The sequence below is a fragment of the Klebsiella sp. 18074 genome, from assembly GCF_902705905.1.
Taxonomy (GTDB): Bacteria; Pseudomonadota; Gammaproteobacteria; order Enterobacterales; family Enterobacteriaceae; genus Klebsiella; species Klebsiella terrigena.
In genome coordinates this window covers 80923-99330 of sequence record NZ_CACSIS010000008.1, presented here as the reverse complement: position 1 = coordinate 99330, position 18408 = coordinate 80923, and the positions used below count along the sequence as shown (strand labels likewise).

At 52.7% G+C, this 18408-nt stretch carries 22 protein-coding genes and 1 pseudogene; 14 read left to right on the top strand and 9 right to left on the bottom strand.

All coding sequences use genetic code 11. The annotated features are described in order from the left end of the window. Positions 1-84 precede the first annotated feature (84 nt). On the bottom strand, positions 85-1188 hold the full coding sequence (locus GVK32_RS10140) for a cobalamin-independent methionine synthase II family protein (protein ID WP_159868992.1): 1104 nt from the start codon (positions 1186-1188) through the stop codon (positions 85-87). 195 nt (positions 1189-1383) lie between these two features. Then, on the bottom strand, positions 1384-1776 hold the full coding sequence (locus GVK32_RS10135; RefSeq protein ID WP_159868989.1) for a rhodanese-like domain-containing protein: 393 nt from the start codon (positions 1774-1776) through the stop codon (positions 1384-1386). Positions 1777-1844: 68 nt separating this feature from the next. On the opposite strand from GVK32_RS10135, the gene ftrA reads away from it, so the two are divergent. The 3 genes from ftrA to mgtS all read left to right on the top strand — a co-directional run bounded on the left by ftrA (position 1845) and on the right by mgtS (position 3394). Next, positions 1845-2858, top strand: a complete 1014-nt coding sequence (ftrA, locus tag GVK32_RS10130) for a transcriptional regulator FtrA (RefSeq protein ID WP_159868986.1) — start codon at positions 1845-1847, stop codon at positions 2856-2858. Between the two features lie 53 nt (positions 2859-2911). Further along, positions 2912-3127, top strand: a complete 216-nt coding sequence (locus GVK32_RS10125) for a DUF4177 domain-containing protein (RefSeq protein WP_041145651.1) — start codon at positions 2912-2914, stop codon at positions 3125-3127. 171 nt (positions 3128-3298) lie between these two features. Continuing rightward, complete coding sequence (mgtS, locus tag GVK32_RS10120; RefSeq protein ID WP_004102377.1) at positions 3299-3394, top strand: protein MgtS; 96 nt, start codon at positions 3299-3301, stop codon at positions 3392-3394. 179 nt (positions 3395-3573) lie between these two features. Here the strand turns inward: mgtS and GVK32_RS10115 are convergent, their stop codons facing one another. The 3 genes from GVK32_RS10115 to GVK32_RS10105 form a co-directional block, all read right to left on the bottom strand. Beyond that, a complete protein-coding gene (locus GVK32_RS10115) occupies positions 3574-4146 on the bottom strand; it encodes a YceI family protein (protein WP_041145653.1) in 573 nt (190 codons plus the stop codon). After that, positions 4143-4715: a cytochrome b gene (locus GVK32_RS10110; RefSeq protein ID WP_159868983.1), complete on the bottom strand. Its 573-nt coding sequence runs from the start codon at positions 4713-4715 to the stop codon at positions 4143-4145. Before GVK32_RS10110 ends, GVK32_RS10115 begins: the two co-directional genes overlap by 4 nt. Before the next feature lie 299 nt (positions 4716-5014). Beyond that, positions 5015-6214, bottom strand: coding sequence for an MFS transporter (locus tag GVK32_RS10105; RefSeq protein WP_159868980.1), 1200 nt, complete (start codon positions 6212-6214; stop codon positions 5015-5017). 103 nt (positions 6215-6317) lie between these two features. Here GVK32_RS10105 and GVK32_RS10100 point away from each other — a divergent pair, with 103 nt between their 5' ends. Next, the gene (locus GVK32_RS10100; protein ID WP_159868977.1) at positions 6318-7235 is read left to right on the top strand and encodes a LysR family transcriptional regulator; all 918 of its coding nucleotides are present in this window, start codon (positions 6318-6320) and stop codon (positions 7233-7235) included. Positions 7236-7477: 242 nt separating this feature from the next. Next, the gene (locus GVK32_RS10095) at positions 7478-7987 is read left to right on the top strand and encodes a glutathione peroxidase (protein WP_159868974.1); all 510 of its coding nucleotides are present in this window, start codon (positions 7478-7480) and stop codon (positions 7985-7987) included. Between the two features lie 114 nt (positions 7988-8101). On the opposite strand, the pseudogene GVK32_RS10090 reads toward GVK32_RS10095, so the two are convergent. Then, positions 8102-8347 (bottom strand): annotated as a pseudogene (locus GVK32_RS10090) (LysR substrate-binding domain-containing protein); the annotation flags it as partial. A 58-nt stretch (positions 8348-8405) separates the two neighbouring features. On the opposite strand from GVK32_RS10090, the gene GVK32_RS10085 reads away from it, so the two are divergent. Together GVK32_RS10085 and gap are read left to right on the top strand one after the other, a co-directional pair. Continuing rightward, entirely contained in the window at positions 8406-9386 is a 981-nt protein-coding gene (locus tag GVK32_RS10085) for a GlxA family transcriptional regulator (RefSeq protein WP_159868971.1), read from the top strand. Positions 9387-9464: 78 nt separating this feature from the next. Next, positions 9465-10475 (top strand): type I glyceraldehyde-3-phosphate dehydrogenase, encoded by a 1011-nt coding sequence (gap, locus tag GVK32_RS10080; protein ID WP_159868968.1) that lies wholly within the window; start codon positions 9465-9467, stop codon positions 10473-10475. Positions 10476-10577: 102 nt separating this feature from the next. On the opposite strand, the gene GVK32_RS10075 is transcribed toward gap, so the two are convergent. Then, the gene (locus GVK32_RS10075) at positions 10578-11531 is read right to left on the bottom strand and encodes an NAD-dependent epimerase/dehydratase family protein (RefSeq protein WP_159868965.1); all 954 of its coding nucleotides are present in this window, start codon (positions 11529-11531) and stop codon (positions 10578-10580) included. Between the two features lie 104 nt (positions 11532-11635). On the opposite strand from GVK32_RS10075, the gene GVK32_RS10070 reads away from it, so the two are divergent. The 4 genes from GVK32_RS10070 to GVK32_RS10055 all read left to right on the top strand — a co-directional run bounded on the left by GVK32_RS10070 (position 11636) and on the right by GVK32_RS10055 (position 14096). Then, entirely contained in the window at positions 11636-12064 is a 429-nt protein-coding gene (locus GVK32_RS10070) for a MerR family transcriptional regulator (RefSeq protein WP_159868962.1), read from the top strand. A 137-nt stretch (positions 12065-12201) separates the two neighbouring features. Beyond that, positions 12202-12663: a DUF2569 family protein gene (locus GVK32_RS10065; RefSeq protein WP_159868959.1), complete on the top strand. Its 462-nt coding sequence runs from the start codon at positions 12202-12204 to the stop codon at positions 12661-12663. Positions 12664-12688: 25 nt separating this feature from the next. After that, a complete protein-coding gene (locus GVK32_RS10060) occupies positions 12689-13153 on the top strand; it encodes a hypothetical protein (protein WP_159868956.1) in 465 nt (154 codons plus the stop codon). Between the two features lie 358 nt (positions 13154-13511). Then, a complete protein-coding gene (locus GVK32_RS10055) occupies positions 13512-14096 on the top strand; it encodes a helix-turn-helix domain-containing protein (RefSeq protein WP_159868953.1) in 585 nt (194 codons plus the stop codon). A 20-nt stretch (positions 14097-14116) separates the two neighbouring features. Here GVK32_RS10055 and GVK32_RS10050 read toward each other — a convergent pair whose 3' ends face one another. Together GVK32_RS10050 and GVK32_RS10045 are read right to left on the bottom strand one after the other, a co-directional pair. Next, positions 14117-14560, bottom strand: coding sequence for an acetyltransferase (locus GVK32_RS10050; RefSeq protein ID WP_159868950.1), 444 nt, complete (start codon positions 14558-14560; stop codon positions 14117-14119). A gap of 303 nt (positions 14561-14863) precedes the next feature. After that, on the bottom strand, positions 14864-15757 hold the full coding sequence (locus GVK32_RS10045) for a LysR family transcriptional regulator (RefSeq protein ID WP_159868947.1): 894 nt from the start codon (positions 15755-15757) through the stop codon (positions 14864-14866). Between the two features lie 170 nt (positions 15758-15927). Here GVK32_RS10045 and GVK32_RS10040 point away from each other — a divergent pair, with 170 nt between their 5' ends. The 3 genes from GVK32_RS10040 to GVK32_RS10030 all read left to right on the top strand — a co-directional run bounded on the left by GVK32_RS10040 (position 15928) and on the right by GVK32_RS10030 (position 18371). Further along, entirely contained in the window at positions 15928-17121 is a 1194-nt protein-coding gene (locus GVK32_RS10040) for an MFS transporter (RefSeq protein WP_159868944.1), read from the top strand. Positions 17122-17648: 527 nt separating this feature from the next. Further along, the gene (locus GVK32_RS10035; RefSeq protein ID WP_159868941.1) at positions 17649-17933 is read left to right on the top strand and encodes a hypothetical protein; all 285 of its coding nucleotides are present in this window, start codon (positions 17649-17651) and stop codon (positions 17931-17933) included. 9 nt (positions 17934-17942) lie between these two features. Then, positions 17943-18371: a hypothetical protein gene (locus GVK32_RS10030; protein ID WP_035887132.1), complete on the top strand. Its 429-nt coding sequence runs from the start codon at positions 17943-17945 to the stop codon at positions 18369-18371. The last annotated feature ends 37 nt before the right edge of the window (positions 18372-18408 follow it).

The following is an 18408-nucleotide window of genomic DNA, read 5'->3' as shown; positions in this document are numbered from 1 at the left end:
TGAAGGCGCGGCGCGCGGCGGGAGCGTATAAAAGGAGGCGCGGCGTTGCCTCAAAACGGTGCAACGCTGCGCTAAGAAGAGAGGTTACCAGACCTGGGCGGCCACTCCGGTGACGAGGCGGACTTTATCCCACTGCTGCGCCTCGGTCAGCGCGTTTCCCTCTTCGGTCGAGGCGAAGCCACACTGCGGGCTGAGGCAAATTTGCTGCAGCGAAACATACTGCGCCGCCTCCGCCAGCCGCGCCTTCACCCCTTCAGGATTTTCCAGCTCGCCGTTTTTGGTGGTAATGAGCCCCAGCACCACCTGCTGATGACCCGGGCGGATAAAGCGCAGCGGCGCAAAGTCGCCGGAGCGGTCGTTATCGTACTCCAGGAAGAACGCATCGATATTGACGCTGCCGAACAGCACTTCCGCAACCGGCTCGTAGCCGCCTTCGGAGATCCACGTGGAGCGGAAGTTACCCCGGCAGACGTGCAGACCGACGGTTAAATCATCCGGCTTGCCTTCGAGAGCCTGGTTAAGCACCCGGGCATAGATCCGCGCCAGCTCGTCAGGGTCTTCCCCACGGTCGCGCACCTGCTGACGCTGTTCGTCGGAGCACAGGTAGGCCCAGACGGTATCGTCCAGCTGCAGATAGCGGCAGCCGGCGTCATAGAACGCGCGGATCGCGTCCCGCCAGGTGGTCGCCAGGTCGGTAAAATAGTCGGCGAGGTCCGGATAAACGGTGGCGTCAATGTCTTTGCGTCCGCCGCGGAAATGCAGCACGCTTGGGCTGGGAATGGTCATTTTTGGCTGCGCGTCGCCGCTGATGCTTTGCAGAAAGCGGAAGTCTTCCAGCATCGGATGTTCGCCAAACGCCAGCTTGCCGGTGACCCGAATGCCGTGCGCCCGGGTCTGCACGCCGTTGAACTGGATGCCGTGGTCCGAATCGTAGCGCTCGACGCCCTGCAGGCCGTCAAAGAAATCAAAGTGCCACCACGCGCGACGAAACTCCCCGTCGGTTACCACGTGCAGGCCGCAGTCGCACTGCTGCTGTACCAGCTGGCGAATCGCTTCATCCTCCACCCGGCGCAGCTGCACGCCGTCGATAGCGCCTTCGGTAAACTGCTGACGCGCCAGCTTGATGGCGTTTGGACGGAGGAAGCTGCCGACAATATCAGCGCGGAACGGGGCCTGTGAACGTTGCATGGTGTCTCCTTAGCGGCAGGCCGGTTTAGTTGCCCACCGTGATAGTTCATTATTTGAATTTATAGACTTCTGGATGGCTATATGCCCAAATACTGGCACGCAGCATGCCGATCGGCAAACGAGAAAATTTCATGGCTGATGAAATATTTTCATCCAGCGGTCAGCTTACTCTCCAGAGGCTGACCACCACCCGGCTTAGTCGGCGAAAGGTAGCCCTTCATCCTGCCAGCCGGTCAGGCCGCCGATCATCATCTTCACCGGTCTACCCAGCAGCGCCAGCCGCAGCGCCGCGACGTCCGCGCCGTTGCAGTGCGGACCGGCGCAGTAAACCACGAACAGCGTCTCCATCGGCCATTCGCACATTCTGCCGGCATCAATGTGCCGATGCGGAATATGCAGCGCCCCGGGAAGGTGGCGGTGGGCAAAAGTTTCCGTACTGCCGACGACGTGCAGCAGGACAAAATCGGCCTCTCCTTCGCTCATCGCCCGGTGGACGTCAGCACAATCTGTTTCAAGACCCAGTTTTTTGCCGAACCAGGCGGCGGCTTCGGCGGGTGCGGCAGGGGTAAATTCGGTAACAACACTCATGGCGTATTCTCCTTGTCTGTGATACCACTTATTTAATGACATCTTCACTCTCTTATCCGCTGGCAACCATGACAGAAAACGCTGAAATCATGCCAACCTCCACCGTGACGTTGTCACCTAATCGGGTGGTTGCGCTGGCCTACGACGGCCTCTGTACCTTTGAATTTGGCGTGGTGGTCGAGATCTTCGGCCTGCCGCGCCCGGAAATGGGCGCCGGCTGGTATCAGTTTGCGGTAGCGGCCGTCGACAGCGGCGAGCTCCGCGCGACCGGCGGTATACGGCTGATGGCCGATGGCGGCATGGATCTGCTCAGCAGCGCGGAGACCATTGTAGTACCCGGCTGGCGCGGAATTGATGCCCCGGTTCCCGCAGCGCTCTGCGCGGCGCTGGTTGCCGCCCGCGCCCGCGGCTGTCGCATCATCTCGATTTGCTCCGGCGTGTTCGTGCTTGCCGCCGCCGGTCTGCTCGACGGGCGCCGGGCAACCACCCACTGGCGCTATACCGACCAGCTGCGCCAGCGCTACCCGCAGATAGAGGTGATCGACGACGTGCTGTACGTCGGCGACGAGAACGTGATGACATCGGCAGGCAGCGCCGCCGGGATTGATTTATGTCTGCATCTGGTGCGCGAAGACTACGGCATTGATGCGGCGAATACGGTTGCCCGCAGGCTGGTTATCTCCCCGCACCGCGACGGCGCCCAGGCCCAGCAGGTTGTCCGCCCGGTGGCGAAGGCGCGGGAAAGCCAGCGTCTGGGGCTGCTGTTCGATTTTCTGCATCAGCAGCTGGCGGTCAGCCACAGCGTCGCTTCGCTGGCGCAGCGCGTCGGCATGAGCCCGCGGACCTTTTTACGCCGCTTTGAGGCGGCAACCGGCAAAACCCCGGCGCGCTGGCTGCTGGATGAGCGTTTGCTGCGCGCCACGCAGCACCTCAGCGACACCCGGCTCAGCGTGGAGAAGATCGCCGAGCTTTGCGGCTTTGCCAATGCCGGCGCCCTGCGCCATCATTTTCGCCAGCAGTTTGCCCTCAGCCCGTTACAGTATCGCAAGAAGTTTTCTGCCCCCGCGGTTGTAAAACCGTAGCGGTAGAGCACAATAGCTTGAATTTGTTTATCTAACGCAAGGAGCTGGTTCCAATGAAAAAAGAGTGTCGCGTGGTGCTTTATAAGGAAGGGATACTGGGAAGTATGTTTTTCGGCGAGGCTAAAGCTGACCCCGATAAGATGAGCCGTTTCCTGAATGAATACACCATGCAGGGCTGGGAAGTGAAAACGATGTCCGTGGAAAGGCGCCGCACCGGCCTTTTCTGGTCACGGGAAGCCTATCTTTTCGTACTTGAACGCGCCCTCTGATCCCCCTCTTCGCCCGCCCGCTTGCGCCGCGGGCGTCATTATTGAGATCTTAAATAATACCTTTTGTTAACATCCGGTTGAAGTTGCGCGGACTACTATAGCTTCAACAACCGTACACCCTGTTCAATAAGGACAACCTTAGCGCAAATAAAAACTCGATGGAGGTTAATCATGCTGGGAAATATGCATGTATTTATGGCAGTTCTGGGAACCATTCTGTTCTTTGGTTTTCTTGCCGCGTATCTAAGCCACAAATGGGATGACTGATGAACGACGATAATCCCCACCCTTAAACGCCCCTTGCTGCTGATGCATCAAGGGGCGTTCTGCTTTATTGCGCTGCGCCGCATACCGCGCTGAACCAGGGTGGCGTCGATAGTACCGGACTAGCGTCTTCCCTGCGCATTTTAGCTATACCGGATTTGTTATATCCGGGATTTATTCAATTATTGCTGGACGCCTTCTACGGAGATAATAAGCTCGACGTCCTGTGAGGCCGGGCCCAGATCGCTTTTAATATTGAAGTCTTTGAGGTGGATGCTGCCTGTGGCCTCAAATCCGGCACGCTTGCCACCCCACGGGTCATCGCCCTGACCAATGAGCTTCGCATCCAGAACAACTGGCCGTGTCACGCCATTCAGCGTCAAATCACCCGTAATCTCCAGCTTCTCACCGCTCTTTTTGACCGCCGTCGATACAAACGTCGCCTCAGGGAACTTGCCCGTATTGAGGAAATCAGCCCCTCTCAGATGCTTGTCACGTTCAGCATGATTGGTGTCCAGACTGCCGGTAGCAATTTTAACGTTAACCTTATCCGCCGATGGGTTACTTTCGTCATAGGTGAAGGTGCCATCAAAATCTTTAAATGTTCCATACAGCCAGCTATAGCCAAGATGTTTTATTTTGAAGTTTACAAATGCATGTTGGCCCTCTTTATCAATTTTATAATCCGCCGCTAAAGCAGAACCTGAAACGAACAGAGCGGTAAATAGCGAAAGTCCCAGCAGGTGTTTTTTCATTTTTTTACTCCAGAGTGTATTGACGTTTTACCCAACATTCTGAGCAGCGTTGCGTCTTTATCAATAAAATGGTGTTTAATTGCCATGAGGCCATGAAGAATGGATACCACAACGACGCCCCATGCAACCCACAGGTGTATTACGCCCGCAGTGTCAGCCTGTATCGCGGCGTCCGATACGATTGCGGGTACAGAAAACCAGCCAAAGACGATTATCGGTTTGCCATCGGCTGTTGATATGAGGTAACCGCTAATAACAATAGTGAAAAGTGCCAGATAAAGTAACGCGTGAACGAAACCGGCACCTATGCGAGTTATCTTTGAATAGCTTTTTAACGGCTGAGGCGCAGAGGATATAAACCGCCATAATACCCGGATGATTAGCCCCGTCATCAAAAGGATACCGATCCCTTTATGGATATCCGGAGCTTTATGGTACCAGGTATCATAATATCCTAACGTCACCATCCACAGCCCGAGCGCGAACATCCCATACACCACAGCAGCCGTTAGCCAGTGCAGGGTTATGGATATAAAACCATAAGCTGATTGTGAGTTTATCAGACGCATTTGCCCAGACTCTTTCATGTAACAAAAAACACAAAATGACTTCATTTAATTAATAAATCAATCATTAAGTTAACCTTAATGTGAATTTTTATTGGCATTCAAATTTATTGTTCAAACCAAAGTTTCTCTTACAAATATTCAGCATGCACAATTAAATAAGATGCTTCCTTTTTAATCTTTTATTTATTTACGTAAATTGCATTTACATAAACTCAAGAAAACATTCATTTCTTTGTTTAAGCCCGGAGAGCGTTTCACAGCCAGACTGCGGCGCGGATAGACATAAACATTTGAGCCGTTCAAAGGAGGTCAGGCCGGAGAGTCCGTTTAGTCAGTTTCTTTTGCAGAATGATAACGATAATTGACAACCCTGCTGCGGAAATTGCAGATACCGCCAGCAGCGTGTTCATATTTTGTGGCGCCATGCCATGCTCAGGTAATAGAAAAGCGGACAGGAAAAATGCAACGGTTGTAATCAGATACATTATTGATGTCTGTAATGAAGAGAATCCAGCGCGCTGCCTGTCATCAGGAAACTGAATCGCCACCGCCGAAGATGAAACCAGGCGACTGTAGGATGCACCGAGAAATAACGTTATAAATAACACCGCATGCTGATAGCCGAGAATGGCTATTAGCAAACTCAGTATAAAGACGATGGTTGACCCGCTAGCCAGCGTCAAAGCGGAAAAACGGGAAGTTAGCACGCCGGTAATTTTTGTAGACAGATAACCTGTCACCCCCCCGGCGAAGAACAACCAGGGCAACTGGTCTGGCGAAGCGCCTAGCTGCTGGCTCATTAAGGGTACCAGAACCGGAATAACCAGCATGGGACTAAACTGTACAAGCGCATTACTGGAGGCAAACAGTAAAGTATCCGCATCGAGCGGCTGCGCGGGGAGCGTGTCAAAAGAGACGGGGTCCAGGGGGATGATCAATACAATCAGCGGCAATGCCAACAAACAAAGCGTACTTATTAACCACAAAGCGACATGCCAGCCATAATACGTACACAAAAATAATATCGTGGGCAAGCCTACAATGCTTACCATCGAAAATGACGCAATGACCGTCGCCAGCATCTTTCCGCGCAAATGCGTCGGGGCGTTGTTTATCAATATACTTATACCCACGCCCGTTGTCGTACCTCCAATTAATCCTGCACAGAATCGTAGCGTCAGCAGAAGACTAAAACTGGCGGTGAAGGTAGTCAAAAATGTCAGCAGGCCTAACAGCGCCATATTGGCGATTAAAAAACGTTTTTTATTGAAACGACCAATCCGGTAAAAGGCGATAATTCCTGAAAGGACGGCACCCGCTGTGTATATACCGGATACATACCCTGAGAAGGAGACGGGAACGGCAAAATCGGCTGCCATAAAAGCAAAAATAGGGTTGAACATCATATATTCCAGCGCATTAGCGAACTGGATAAAAGCCATTACAGCGGCTACCCGCATGAGGGCTTTATGATTAAACGTTGGTGTGACCAGTGGCATAGCAAGCAACCTGTGGATGAAAGAGATCCAAGTTTAACCCCTATCAAAAATGTTCATTAGATGGTAAAAATGGCACTCATTATTATCATATGTGGGATAGTTGATGCGCCCGGTTCTTGATTTTAATACCCTGAAAGTGTTCATTACCGTGGTTGAAAGAGAAAGTTTTGTGGGGGCATCGAAAGCCCTTGAAATGCCGACCTCAAGCGTGAGTCGTTGTATTTCTCAGTTAGAAGACAAACTGAATCTTCAGCTTATTGAGCGCAGCACCCGGCATATGAAACTCACCCAGGCGGGGCACCTACTCTATACCCGAGCGAAGCCATTACTGGAGGCGCTTGAGCAAACTGAGACAGAATTAACGTTGCGGCAAATGCAGCTCAAGGGCCCATTACGTATCTGCATTCCCAATGAAATAGGGCCTGCGCTGCTGGGTTCTGTTGTTGCCGATTTCGCCTGTCAGTACCCGGAACTGGAGATCAGCTGCGTCACCAATTTGTCAGGTTTCGAATCCCTGCGCGAGGATCTGGATTTAGCGGTCATTGTCAGTCGCGGTCAGATGGATGACTGTGACTACATAGCCCGTCATCTGCTGACGATCCCCTGCACCATCGTTGCAGCCCCCAGCCTCATTCAGCGGTATGGTACCCCTTCTCGTATACAGCAATTTGAAGAATTACCCTGTATTACAACGGTAAGTGCGCTGAAAGGCGCGCCCTGGCAGTTCGTCAATAAAAAAGGGGGATTCGAAACAATTAAGGTCAGAGGTCATTATCGGGTAAACAGCGGAGAGATGGCAGGAAGAGCCGCGGTCTCAGGTGTCGGTTTTGCCATTCTCTCTAAACAAGCCTGCCAGCCCTATATTAACGATGGTCGGTTAATCGAGATTAAGTTTGAACAATCGGTAGCCCCACTGCAGTTGTTCGCAATTTATTCAGATCGCCGCTATTTGCCCGCTAAAACAAGAGCGCTAATTGATTTCATGCATCAGCAGCTGAGCAATATATCCTTCGAAATATAAAGCAGCGTGGAATAGCCGCAGAGAGTCCAGCTGGCATAATGAAACTCGCCTTAACGCACAACCTCCGCTTCACGCTCAAAACCGCCCCAGGTCTTCGCGTTTGGCTGCCTGATGCCAGAAGCATATATTGTTCGTATAATAGCGTTTTAATCAGGCTCTGTTCACCGCGACCCGCGCCCCTGCAGCCATGCGCCGCGTGGCAGCGTCGACGTCGAATGGGTGCGGCTATGAGGAATTTCGCCATGACCCCCTTTTATCAACTGACTGCCACCAGCCTGCGCGGCCAGCGCATCTCTATGGCCGACTATGCTGGCAAGCTGATTCTGGTGGTTAATACCGCCAGCCATTGCGGCTTTACGCCACAATACGCTGGCCTTGAAGCGCTCTACAAGAAGTACGCCGCTCGGGGTCTGGTGGTGCTTGGTTTCCCCTGCAACCAGTTCGGTAAGCAGGAGCCCGGCGGCGCTGACGAAATAGCGCAGACCTGTCACATTAACTACGGCGTGAGCTTCCCAATGTTTGAGAAAGTGGAGGTCAACGGCGCCGCAACGCATCCGGTGTTTCGTTACCTGAAAGACCAATTGCCGGGCGTGCTGGGGGGACGGATCAAGTGGAACTTCACTAAGTTCCTGATTGGACGCGACGGTAAACCGCTCAGGCGTTTTGCTCCGTTCACCACCCCAGAGAAAATGGAAGCCGCAATCCTTGCTGCACTTGAAATTTCAATGGATTCCAGCTCCGGGAATGAATGAAAGGCCGGTGGTTCTTTCCTTCGATCGATAATGCCTGCTCCTGGCTCAACGCTGCCCGTCATGCCAGCCTGCGAAATTGGCTTAACGATACGCGCAGAGCGGTTGAAAACGGGATTACTTCATCCAGTTTTCGGCGAGGAAATCGACAAAGCAGCGTATTCTCGAAGAGAGGTGGCGTCTGGCGGCCCATAGTGCACAAAAGTGTCCCTGCCTGACGCACGAACCCGGTAAAACTTCTCTCAAGTCCCCCTTCTCCAGCGCATCGCGAACGACAAAATCAGGTACGTAACTTATGCCCATTCCCGCCGTGCTTATGCCGATAACGGCTTCAATATTGATAGAAGCTAATGTACTACCGGGCGGTATCAGTTCAATACGTTCTGTTGACTTATTCTGTAAAAGGATTACTTTTCAGGACATGAAGAAGATACTCATTATTGTCCCCGATGGCGGCATGCTGTTTGAATCCGCCGGTATTGCCGACATTCTGATGCAGGCCAACCGCCTGCATCCGCAAGGCGCTACGGACGCCTGTTACCAGGTTCAGCTGGCGACAACCCAACCGCATCAGGTTATCCATGGTCAGTCGGGTTTAAATCTACTGGCGGATCATCGCCTGCATGAGATAGACCCTCGCGAGCCTCTCGATACCATCATTATCACCGGCAGAGGTCAAAACCCGCAGGAAGGGATTGCGGTAGTCGACTGGCTGCGCCTTGCCGCACCTCATGCCCGCCGCATCGCCTCCATTTGCGGCGGGGCGATGCTGCTGGCGCAAAGCGGGCTGCTGGACGACAGACGAGCCACCACCCACTGGAAGCTACTGGAAACCCTGCAGGCAGAATTCCCTCAGGTGCGCGTCGAAGGCGGTCCGCTGTACGTTCAGGACGAACACATCTGGACATCAGGCGGGGTCAGTTCCGGCTTTGACCTTACCCTGGCGCTGGTGGAAGAGGACTACGGCTTCAGCCTCGCCCGCGACATCGCCCAGGACTTCGTCATGTACCTGCGCCGTCCCGGAGGCCAGCTGCAGTTTAGCCGCTACAACCTTCAGCAGACCAGCACCCTGGGCCCGGTTAACGATCTGCTGGCCTGGCTTCTCGAGAACCTCACCGCCGACCTCAGCGTGGAAAAGCTGGCGGCAAGAGTCGCCATGAGCCCGCGTAACTTCACCCGCGTGTTTACCCGGGAAACCGGCGCCTCGCCGGCGCGCTACGTCGCCGAGGCCCGCCTGGCCGCTGCCCGGCAGCGTCTGGAGCAGACCAACGAGACGCTGGATCGTATCGCCGAACAATGCGGATTTGGCAGCAGCATTAACCTGCGACGGCTATTTGAAAAACAGCTTCACCTGACGCCGGGTGAATATCGCCAGCGCTTTCACTGCCGTAAAATGGCGTAAAGTGATCCTTTTTTGTCATTTACGCCAACTGGTGACCGGCCTACATTACCTTCAGAGACAACAGATAAGGAGTTGATCATGGTAAAGGTCGGTATTAACGGTTTTGGCCGTATTGGACGCAACGTACTGCGCGCCGCGCTGGGTAATCCGGATATTCAGATTGTGGCAATCAACGATCTGACGGACAGTAAAACGCTGGCGCATCTGCTGAAATACGACTCGCTGCTCGGCAAGCTCGACGCCGAGGTCACCGCCGGCGAGGGGCAGCTGGTGGTTGACGGTAAACCCATCACCGTGTTCAGCGAACGCGACCCGGCCAATATCCCGTGGCGTCAGAGCGAGGCTGATATCGTCATTGAAGCCACCGGCTTCTTCACCGATCGCGACAAGGCGGCGGTGCATATCCATAGCGGCGGCGCAAAGCGGGTGATTATCTCCGCCCCCGGTAAAAACGATGATTTAACCATCGTGATGGGCGTTAACGACGGCCTCTACTCCCCGGATAAGCACTACGTGGTCAGCAACGGCAGCTGCACCACCAACGGTCTGGCGCCTGCCGCGCAGGTTCTGCACCAGCATTTCGGTATCAAGCATGGCCTGATGAATACCACCCACGCCTACACCAACAGCCAGGCCCTGCACGACCAGCCGGAAAAAGACCTTCGCGGTGCCCGCGCTGCGGCACTGTCGATTGTGCCTTACTCCAGCGGTGCCGCGAAGGCGCTTGGCAAAGTCATTCCCGAGCTGGATGGCCGCTTAACCGGCTACTCGCTGCGCGTACCGGTGCCGGTGGTCTCCATTGTCGACCTGACCGTAACGCTTGAGCGGGACGTGACGGCAGAAGAGGTCAATAATGCGTTTCGTGAAGCCGCCGCGGCGGGACCGCTGAAAGGGGTCCTCGGCTACAGCGATGAACCCCTCGTCTCAAGCGACTACCAGGGTGACCCGCGCTCTTCCATTATCGACGGTCTGTCAACGCTGGTGATTGGCGGCAATATGGTCAAAATCCTGGCGTGGTACGACAATGAATGGGGATTCTCTAATCGCCTCGTCGACCTGGCGCTGCTGATGGCAAGGCGTGAACGCTAACCCCCTGCTCTTCCACTTCCTCTAAAATCCACGCCTGGCGTGGATTTTTTATCTCTGTCGCGAGCGAGTAGCCGCATGGCGATTCACAACCCGCCATAACGGTTAACTGTCTTTCTTTAACGCGGATGCGGCTTTCCCTTCAGCGAATATACTTTCCAGCCCCTGGCGGTAAGTTGTTATGCGAAAGTCCGGAAAATGCATCTTAAATTTTGAAGAGTCAAAAAGATTATCCGCTTCATAGCGCGGCAGGAGTTCCCGCAGTTCACGTGGCCCTTTAGAAAACATCCCCGCAATGTATAAGGCGAATTTCCCGAGAACTGACCATGACGGTTCTTTTCCAAAGACACTGCACGCCAGAGAAACAAACTGCGCATAGGTCAGTCGTTCTTCACAACAGGGCAGATGCCATGTCTGACCGTAGGCATCTGGCGTGTTACCCAGCAGCGCTAAGGCCCGACTGGCATCGGGGGTCCAGATGAGCGTGCGTAATGTGTCATCACGCAATGGGACGAGTGGTTTTTTCCCAGCTTTAAGTCTGTCTAAAACCAGGGCATTGGTAAAACTCTGGGTTTTCCCGGGCCCATAAAATTCAGGGGAGCGGCCAATGAGTACGGGAATATCACCCCGCTGCATCTCCTCCAGCACCATGTTCGCCATCATAGCCCGGACACGCCCTTTTCGCCCCGCTGGCTGGAACGGTGAGTCTTCCGTCTGCAGCCTGCTGTCCTGAGGGTACATATAGGTATTGTCAAAATAGACAAAATGAGCCCCTGCCTGCCGGGCAGCATTCAGCGCATTCTGCAGCATTACCGGAAACTGCTGCTCCCAGAGAGAGGAATCCGGCGGCAAGCCTGCCGCGAAATACACAATCCGGCTTCCTTTTACCGCTTCCAGCGTCTGACTGTCGTCAAGTAAATCAGCTGACATAAGGGTATCACCGTGAGTGACCTTATGCGGATTGCGGCTAACAAGCCTCAGTTCAGCGTTGAAGGAATGCGTTAACTCGCGGGCCAGTTCCCGGGCAATCTGTCCGCTTGCGCCCAGAATCGTTTGCATTTCATTTCCTCTTCTACAGTTGTGGACGGATGTCCCGGGATTGGCTTTTTTTGAAGTATAAGTTTAAAGTTAACTTTAATGTCAAGAGACTCTCCGGAGATGAAATGAAGATAGGCGATCTGGCAAAAACGACGGGGCTTACGCCTTCCCGCATCCGCTATTACGAGGCGGAAGGCCTGATCGGTGCCCCTCCCCGCCAGAATAATGGCTATCGCCATTATCCGCCTGAGACCGCACTGATACTCATGCTCATTGACCGGGCACAGATATTTGGCTTCACGCTTGAGCAAATCCGGCAGGTATTACCTCAGGGAAAAGGAACCTGGAACCATGAAGGCTTAGTGGCTTCTCTTGAATCAAAGGTTGATGAGATCCGACTCCTGCAGCAGCAGCTCAGGGATAATCAGGCCATGATACTGAGTTTAATCACCGGCATCGAAAACAGGCCAGAGGGTATTTCATGCCAGGAAAATATGCTGCGGGTTATGGGGTTAATGCAGGTCGATGCACCGGTCCTTCATTCCATTAAGTAATCTGACAGACGCTGCGCCTGGCCGGGTTCTGGGCGAAGAGTTCATTAACCAGGCCTGATTTTTACGACCTGTCTTCACCTACAAAATGAAATAAAAAAAACGAGTTAGCAGGAACACTGAAATAACAAGGATGCTTTATGCAAGAAAAAAATACAGCTGTAAAAACACCAAAAGAGCCCAGGTTTGGCCCGATCCTGCTTGTTATAATGTTATCGGTTTGCTACATATTAGTAACAAGAATAGATCTCATGCATACGTATTTTACTATATACGCGTCACTGGATGATGACTCTCAGGTAAAGGGATACTTCATAATTTCTTTTGTTGCTCTTCTTATCCTCTCTGTTTTATGTGTTTTTTTCCTTTATGCTTTCTTTAAAAGAAAAATAATAACCAAAAAACTCCTCCTCTACATTTACTCCATTTATATATTAATTTCTGCCGCAAGCTATCTGTATGGCATTTACGTGGTAGATATTGGAGTCGATATCATCGCCGCCGGATATATTAACAACCTGTTGATTGATATTGTTATTTTTACTTTGTTTATCTTGTACGCTTACTTATCAGAAAGAACAAAAGCGATTTTCACAAACTAACATCAATGATAGCCAGGACATTCAGATGAAGATTTACTGGACAAAAAAAAGCATCCCGGAGCTAGCGGAACTTCCGCGAAACTTAAGAAGGAAAAATTTCAAAGATGCATACAGCGCCATCTCTACCCACAGCGAATATTGGGTCGGAGCTGGCATAGCATTTCTTTATATTGTATTTTTCTTTAGGGCTTATGATTATTTCCTGCCGGGGCCAAACTCATTTCCGCGAGATATAGTAAGAACGGTCGTTGTTGTCTATCCCGCCATGCTTATCTGGTTCCAGTTCACTGTTTATGGTATGAGGAAACATTATCGCCACATACTGGAAAGAGAAAAAAACGAAAAAGAGGAAACAGACGTAGAAAAACTGATTCGTGAAGCCGACGCCAGAGAATATAAGCAATGGATGCCTTGTCGTCGCCTTGCCCTTATCATAATAATTACAGCTGGGCTGTTACTTTTCATCGAGCTAGCCAGAACGACATATTAAAAACAATGTAGCGCCATTACCGACGCGCAGCGGGCTTGCGTGGGGCTGGCTGGTTTTCCCGGCACAGCCAGCGCAACTCGCTGGGCGTCATGGCTGCGATTCTTAATCCTGGTGCCAGCGTGCGCCGCGGCGATTCCGGCGCGCTGGCGCTGGCCTGGGTAGCCAAAGGCCGCACCGACGGCTCACTATCCTCGCCCGCCAGTCAACCCGATCGCGGAAGATTTTCCCGGCTGGGGGATCAATATCTATACAGGCGATAAGCCATCTTAGAAAGCCTGAATTTTTAGACTGACAAAATCATTTATTTCAACCCAGTTTAGGTAATGGCATAATCAGACTGGCAAAAGTGAGGGTAAAAATGGATAAAACATCTAAAAATCAGATAGTAGATAGCGACATCGCGCGTTTATTGCTTAAACACAGAAAGGCTCGCAGCTTGACGGTAACGGAGCTTGCCCAACGATCGGGCGTCAGTCAGGCCATGATCAGCAAAGTTGAACGAGGCGCCTCCAGCCCCAGCGCAACTATTCTTAGTCGCTTAGCCAATGCCATGAATATAACGCTATCAAAACTTTTTGCGGAGCTTGAGCAACATCAGAACTCACTGGTTCGTTTCGCTGATCGGCAGCAGCATTGGACAGATGAACAATCCGGCATTACCCGCTGGTCGCTGTCCCCAGCGGGGGCATGCCCGGAGCTGATAAAAGTTGAAATTCCCGCTTCGGGTCAACTGACGATACCCGCTTCTGCGAATGAGCATCTTTCCGGGCAAACGCTTTGGATGCTGAGCGGAAGACTTGATTTTCGGGTCAATCATCAGCCCCATCATTTACAAGCCGGTGACTGTCTGGCCCTTACCTTTGCAAGCGAGTACCAAATGAGCAATCCTGATAGCGAGCAGAGCTGTTCCTACATCGTCGCTTTTAGCCAAAAAAATCAATGATATTACCCCTGCTAACCGGGTTACATCGCATTAGCCTTACGTAGGTGTAATAGAGGATAGGGCCTTCCCTGATTGTCCCGCTCGGAACGCCCTGAAGGCTGAAAGCCCATATGCAGATAAAACCCTACCGCTTGCTGATTTTGTTCATTTACATCGACGCTTAAATCAGGATGCAGAGCCAGCGCATGTGAGATCAACCGTTTTCCGACGCCAAGTCCGCGAGCAGAAGCATCGACAAAAAGTGCCTCCAGATGGCCCTCATGCAAAAACATGAATCCTAGCGGTTGGTCTTCCTGATTTGTTGCTACCAATACGGGTGTTTGTGAAAAAAAGCTGACAACTTCTTTTTCGATCTCTTGTCGGTCGTGGGCGGTCAGAAAATCGTGCGTAGCATCGACAGAATTTTTCCAAATCCGGATGATGTCTGGCGCTTCGGATGGCCGTGACGTTCTGATTTTTAACATTTTTCTACCTTAAAGTGGTCATTGCGTTGTGCATTAACATACAAAATAAGTCCACTTAAATTTACTATAGTAATATTAAATTCACAATAGTAATTCAACTTCCATACCTTATCATCCCCCCATGAGAAGCGCTAACACGCCGGTTAGTCCGATCCTCTTCACCATCAGCGACAACGATCCTGGGGTTTTGCAAATCAAACCTCCGCTCCTCGCGGATAGCAGGCCTTCAGCCCCCTACTCCTGTCCGCCCCAAGGCAGAAGCGGACATCATCTACTCGTTAGCTCCGGGCGCTGGTTTCAGGGTTATGGCAGCGTCAGCCGATCTTTTATTTCATCAAACAGGGAAATTAAATGATCGGCGACCACTCTCACTCGCCGCGAGTTGGCTAAGTCGGAATGCATCACCAGCCACAGGGTTTGATCGACGCCGATCTGCGCATTCACGCACTGCAGGCCGTTTTCCCTCGCCATAAAGTGCGGCAACACGCCAAGGCCTATGCCGGCTGACACCGCCGCCAGCTGGGCCACCAGCGTGTTCGCTTCCATCCGGCACGGCCTGCCGCGAAGCGCCCGCGTGACCCAGCGCGCAGCGGGCAGATGCTGATGAGATTCCGGCCACCCGATATACTGCGCCTGACTGAACGCCGCGTCAGCGGGCCCTTGTGCGCACGTTTTTAGATAGCCGGCAGCGCCGTATAAGCCAAACCCCACGCTTCCGAGACGCTTCAGCGTCAGGTTTCCGCTATCGGGCTTGACCATCCTGATTGCTAAGTCGGCGTCCCGTCGATGCAGATTGACGGATTGCACGCCGCTGAGCACTTCCACCCGCAGGTCGGGATGTTTTTCCATCAACGCGTTGAATGAAGGCAATATAAAATGCGCGGCCAGATTATCCGAGGTAGCCAGCCGGACATGACCGGCGACGCGCCCCTGCTGCCTCGCCACCTCGCCAAATGCCAGTCCTGCATATTCCAGCGCCTCGGCGTGTTCCAGCAGAGCCTCGCCATCATCCGTTAACCGGTAGCCGCTCTGATGTCGACTGAAAAGGGGGACAGCCAGCGACTTTTCAAGCCGGTCCAGCCTTCTTGACAGGGTGGCAATGCCCATATCCATGGTTTCTGCCGCGCCGCTTAACGTACCCGCGCGGGCAACAGCCAGAAAAACACGCGTATCGTCCCAGTTAAAATCTGCTTTCATCTTTTTCCATTTATGGAAAACGGCTCTCCATTTTCAGGGCTGTTTTATCACTTATCTCAGGATGATACTGCACGCCACGCCACGAGATGGCAACGAGGAACGACGCAAAAATTCGATCGCATCGGCTAAACCGATTCTTTTTCTCCAATTTTTCCAGGGATATACATTAAATGAACGACAGCGTTTTACAGGTAAACCCGGTACCCACGCGCGCCTGGCTCGCGGTAACCGCACTAGGGATCAGCGCATTCACGATTGTGACCAGCGAACTGGCGCCCGTTGGCATGCTCAGCGCACTGGCAAAAGATTTGCACCAGACCGAAGCGGGAGCGGGTCTTGCCGTTACCGCCTACGGCTGGGTGGCCGCGCTTGCCGCTTTGCTGGCCGGTGCGATCCCCACCCGCTTTTCCCGCAAGGCGCTGCTGATTGCGCTCATGCTGATTCTGGCACTCTCCTGCCTGGCGGCGACGCAGTCACACAGCGTGCAGACGTTTGTGACGGCACGGATGACAGGAGCGGTGGCGCACGGCGCTTTCTGGGCATTAATTGGCACCGTGGCGATACAGCTGGTTCCGGCCGACAGGCTGGGGCTGGCTACCGCAGTTATTTTTTCCGGCGTTTCAGCAGCCAGCGTACTGGGTGTTCCCCTAGCCAGTTTTATTGCCAACGTGGCCGGATGGCGGCTGGCATTTACCGCGATAGCCCTGCTCTCATTGGCTACCGCCGTGGCGTTGCTCTGGACGCTTCCGGCGCTGGCGTCACCGCAGCCGCTGAGGCTGAGGATTTACGTCGGGATTTTTAAAAACCCGCTGCTGCTTTCACTCTTCGGCGCCACGGCCTGCATTATTTCCGCCCACTTTGCCGCCTTCACATATCTTGAGCCCTTGCTGACTCAGACCCATGGGATACCGACGGCAACCATTTCAGCTCTGCTGCTTATTTCAGGACTCGCCGGCCTGCTGGGGAATATCATTGCCGGTAAACTTATCGATCGACATATCAAGATACTGATTATGACGTCACTGCTGCTAAGCGCAGGCGCGCTGGGTATGCTGGGCATAAAGAGCGGATCATCGCTTCCGGTCGGGTTCACCGGTACGCTGCTTGCAATCTGGGGAGCAGGAATGGCCATCGTGTTCGTTGGCTTACAAACCTGGCTGCTGCGTAGCGCGGGTAATACGGCGCAGCCCGCATCAGCCGTCTACGTCGCTATTTTCAATGGCGCGATCGGCACGGGCGCGCTTGTCGGAGGCCTGGTGTCGACGAGAGTTGGCCTTCAGACAATGGCGTTACTGGCAGCGGTGGTCATGGTCTGCAGTATGGCACTGATTGGGATGCTGAAAAGCCCGGCACGGCTGAGGTAATGCTGAAGCGGCGCCGCCCATTTTAGAAGGACAATAACCGACAAATAAAAAGATAAAGGAGCCTCCTGGCAGGCGTCATATTTGCCGCAGGAGGTCCGCCGTGTGCCGGGAGCGGACACAACATGGCTGCGCTCCTTGCATCCCGGCAGTAAACCCAACGACGCCTGCCGTGAAGTAAGGTGCAATCCCATTTCGCGCGGTCGCACCTTGCGTCAAGGTCCCGCCCGGGATATTTCCACTACAATAGAATCCCCTAAATTTTAACTTCCCTTCGTAATTTGACACCCTTGGTATAAATTCAAACGTTTCATAAAGTTATACAATAAATATCAAATTGATATCTTTTTCACTTGAAGTATTGATATCATATTGATATATTAATTCTGCTTCATTTCGAAGAACGTTGAGAAACGACACAAATAAACCGGAGAAAACATATGAAAAACAATCTAATGGCCAAATCAGGGCATAGATAAGTCCGTCTTCAATAAGAGAGGTAAATCACTGTAACAACCGAGGTAAACAATATGACAGTCCACATCGTTAAAAAAACCGGCGATTTCGTTCTTCGCTTACGCGAGAAAGATACGCCGAACGCCATCAGCGGAATCACGCTGGAAGCGCTGATGACGGTAACAGGGATGACTAAAACCGAGTTGGCCCACTTGGCTCTTCGTAAACTGGCTGATGCCTATCTGCCGCATTACGAGAAAGATGATGGTCCACTCACCACTGCTCAAATCCAGGCTATTCGTGAAGCCTCAACTGCAAGCGGTAAATCGGAGGAGCGATTTAATAAAACTCTTTTATAAGGAGAGAAGATGGCAACTACCACTAAACCTTTTCCACAACTGCCTGAGCCAGGTGATTTTGTATGGTGTCGCTTTCCACACCTGCCAGGATTCCCTGATGTACCTGGGCCAAAGCTCCGCCCCGGATTAGTGATCGCGGTGTCGGATGCAGACCACGAAGTGATGGTTGTCTATGGGACGAGCCAGAAGACCGATAAAATCTATCCGACTGAGTTTTTGCTCAAAACGACAGATGCCGGTTTCGCTGTATCTGGACTGGCTCATGATACGAAGTTCGATATGGCAGTTCGCATTGAGCTTCCCTACGATAGTGACTGGTTTGATCTTGCCCCGATTAAAAATGGGGTGGCTACGACGTCACCGGTAATGGGTACACTGCACACAACTTACATGGCTGCTGTGAAGCAGGCCAATGCAAAAGTGAGTCATGCTGCATAGTCGCACTCAGCAACCTGTTAAAAAGAAATCCCCGCCG

Excerpts from the sequence above, each read along its gene's own strand:
- GVK32_RS10140 (WP_159868992.1), bottom strand. The coding sequence starts at position 1,188 with ATGCAACGTTCACAGGCCCCGTTCCGCGCTGATATTGTCGGCAGCTTC.
- GVK32_RS10135 (WP_159868989.1), bottom strand. The coding sequence starts at position 1,776 with ATGAGTGTTGTTACCGAATTTACCCCTGCCGCACCCGCCGAAGCCGCC.
- ftrA (WP_159868986.1), top strand. The coding sequence starts at position 1,845 with ATGACAGAAAACGCTGAAATCATGCCAACCTCCACCGTGACGTTGTCA.
- GVK32_RS10125 (WP_041145651.1), top strand. The coding sequence starts at position 2,912 with ATGAAAAAAGAGTGTCGCGTGGTGCTTTATAAGGAAGGGATACTGGGA.
- mgtS (WP_004102377.1), top strand. The coding sequence starts at position 3,299 with ATGCTGGGAAATATGCATGTATTTATGGCAGTTCTGGGAACCATTCTG.
- GVK32_RS10115 (WP_041145653.1), bottom strand. The coding sequence starts at position 4,146 with ATGAAAAAACACCTGCTGGGACTTTCGCTATTTACCGCTCTGTTCGTT.
- GVK32_RS10110 (WP_159868983.1), bottom strand. The coding sequence starts at position 4,715 with ATGCGTCTGATAAACTCACAATCAGCTTATGGTTTTATATCCATAACC.
- GVK32_RS10105 (WP_159868980.1), bottom strand. The coding sequence starts at position 6,214 with ATGCCACTGGTCACACCAACGTTTAATCATAAAGCCCTCATGCGGGTA.
- GVK32_RS10100 (WP_159868977.1), top strand. The coding sequence starts at position 6,318 with ATGCGCCCGGTTCTTGATTTTAATACCCTGAAAGTGTTCATTACCGTG.
- GVK32_RS10095 (WP_159868974.1), top strand. The coding sequence starts at position 7,478 with ATGACCCCCTTTTATCAACTGACTGCCACCAGCCTGCGCGGCCAGCGC.
- GVK32_RS10085 (WP_159868971.1), top strand. The coding sequence starts at position 8,406 with ATGAAGAAGATACTCATTATTGTCCCCGATGGCGGCATGCTGTTTGAA.
- gap (WP_159868968.1), top strand. The coding sequence starts at position 9,465 with ATGGTAAAGGTCGGTATTAACGGTTTTGGCCGTATTGGACGCAACGTA.
- GVK32_RS10075 (WP_159868965.1), bottom strand. The coding sequence starts at position 11,531 with ATGCAAACGATTCTGGGCGCAAGCGGACAGATTGCCCGGGAACTGGCC.
- GVK32_RS10070 (WP_159868962.1), top strand. The coding sequence starts at position 11,636 with ATGAAGATAGGCGATCTGGCAAAAACGACGGGGCTTACGCCTTCCCGC.
- GVK32_RS10065 (WP_159868959.1), top strand. The coding sequence starts at position 12,202 with ATGCAAGAAAAAAATACAGCTGTAAAAACACCAAAAGAGCCCAGGTTT.
- GVK32_RS10060 (WP_159868956.1), top strand. The coding sequence starts at position 12,689 with ATGAAGATTTACTGGACAAAAAAAAGCATCCCGGAGCTAGCGGAACTT.
- GVK32_RS10055 (WP_159868953.1), top strand. The coding sequence starts at position 13,512 with ATGGATAAAACATCTAAAAATCAGATAGTAGATAGCGACATCGCGCGT.
- GVK32_RS10050 (WP_159868950.1), bottom strand. The coding sequence starts at position 14,560 with ATGTTAAAAATCAGAACGTCACGGCCATCCGAAGCGCCAGACATCATC.
- GVK32_RS10045 (WP_159868947.1), bottom strand. The coding sequence starts at position 15,757 with ATGAAAGCAGATTTTAACTGGGACGATACGCGTGTTTTTCTGGCTGTT.
- GVK32_RS10040 (WP_159868944.1), top strand. The coding sequence starts at position 15,928 with ATGAACGACAGCGTTTTACAGGTAAACCCGGTACCCACGCGCGCCTGG.
- GVK32_RS10035 (WP_159868941.1), top strand. The coding sequence starts at position 17,649 with ATGACAGTCCACATCGTTAAAAAAACCGGCGATTTCGTTCTTCGCTTA.
- GVK32_RS10030 (WP_035887132.1), top strand. The coding sequence starts at position 17,943 with ATGGCAACTACCACTAAACCTTTTCCACAACTGCCTGAGCCAGGTGAT.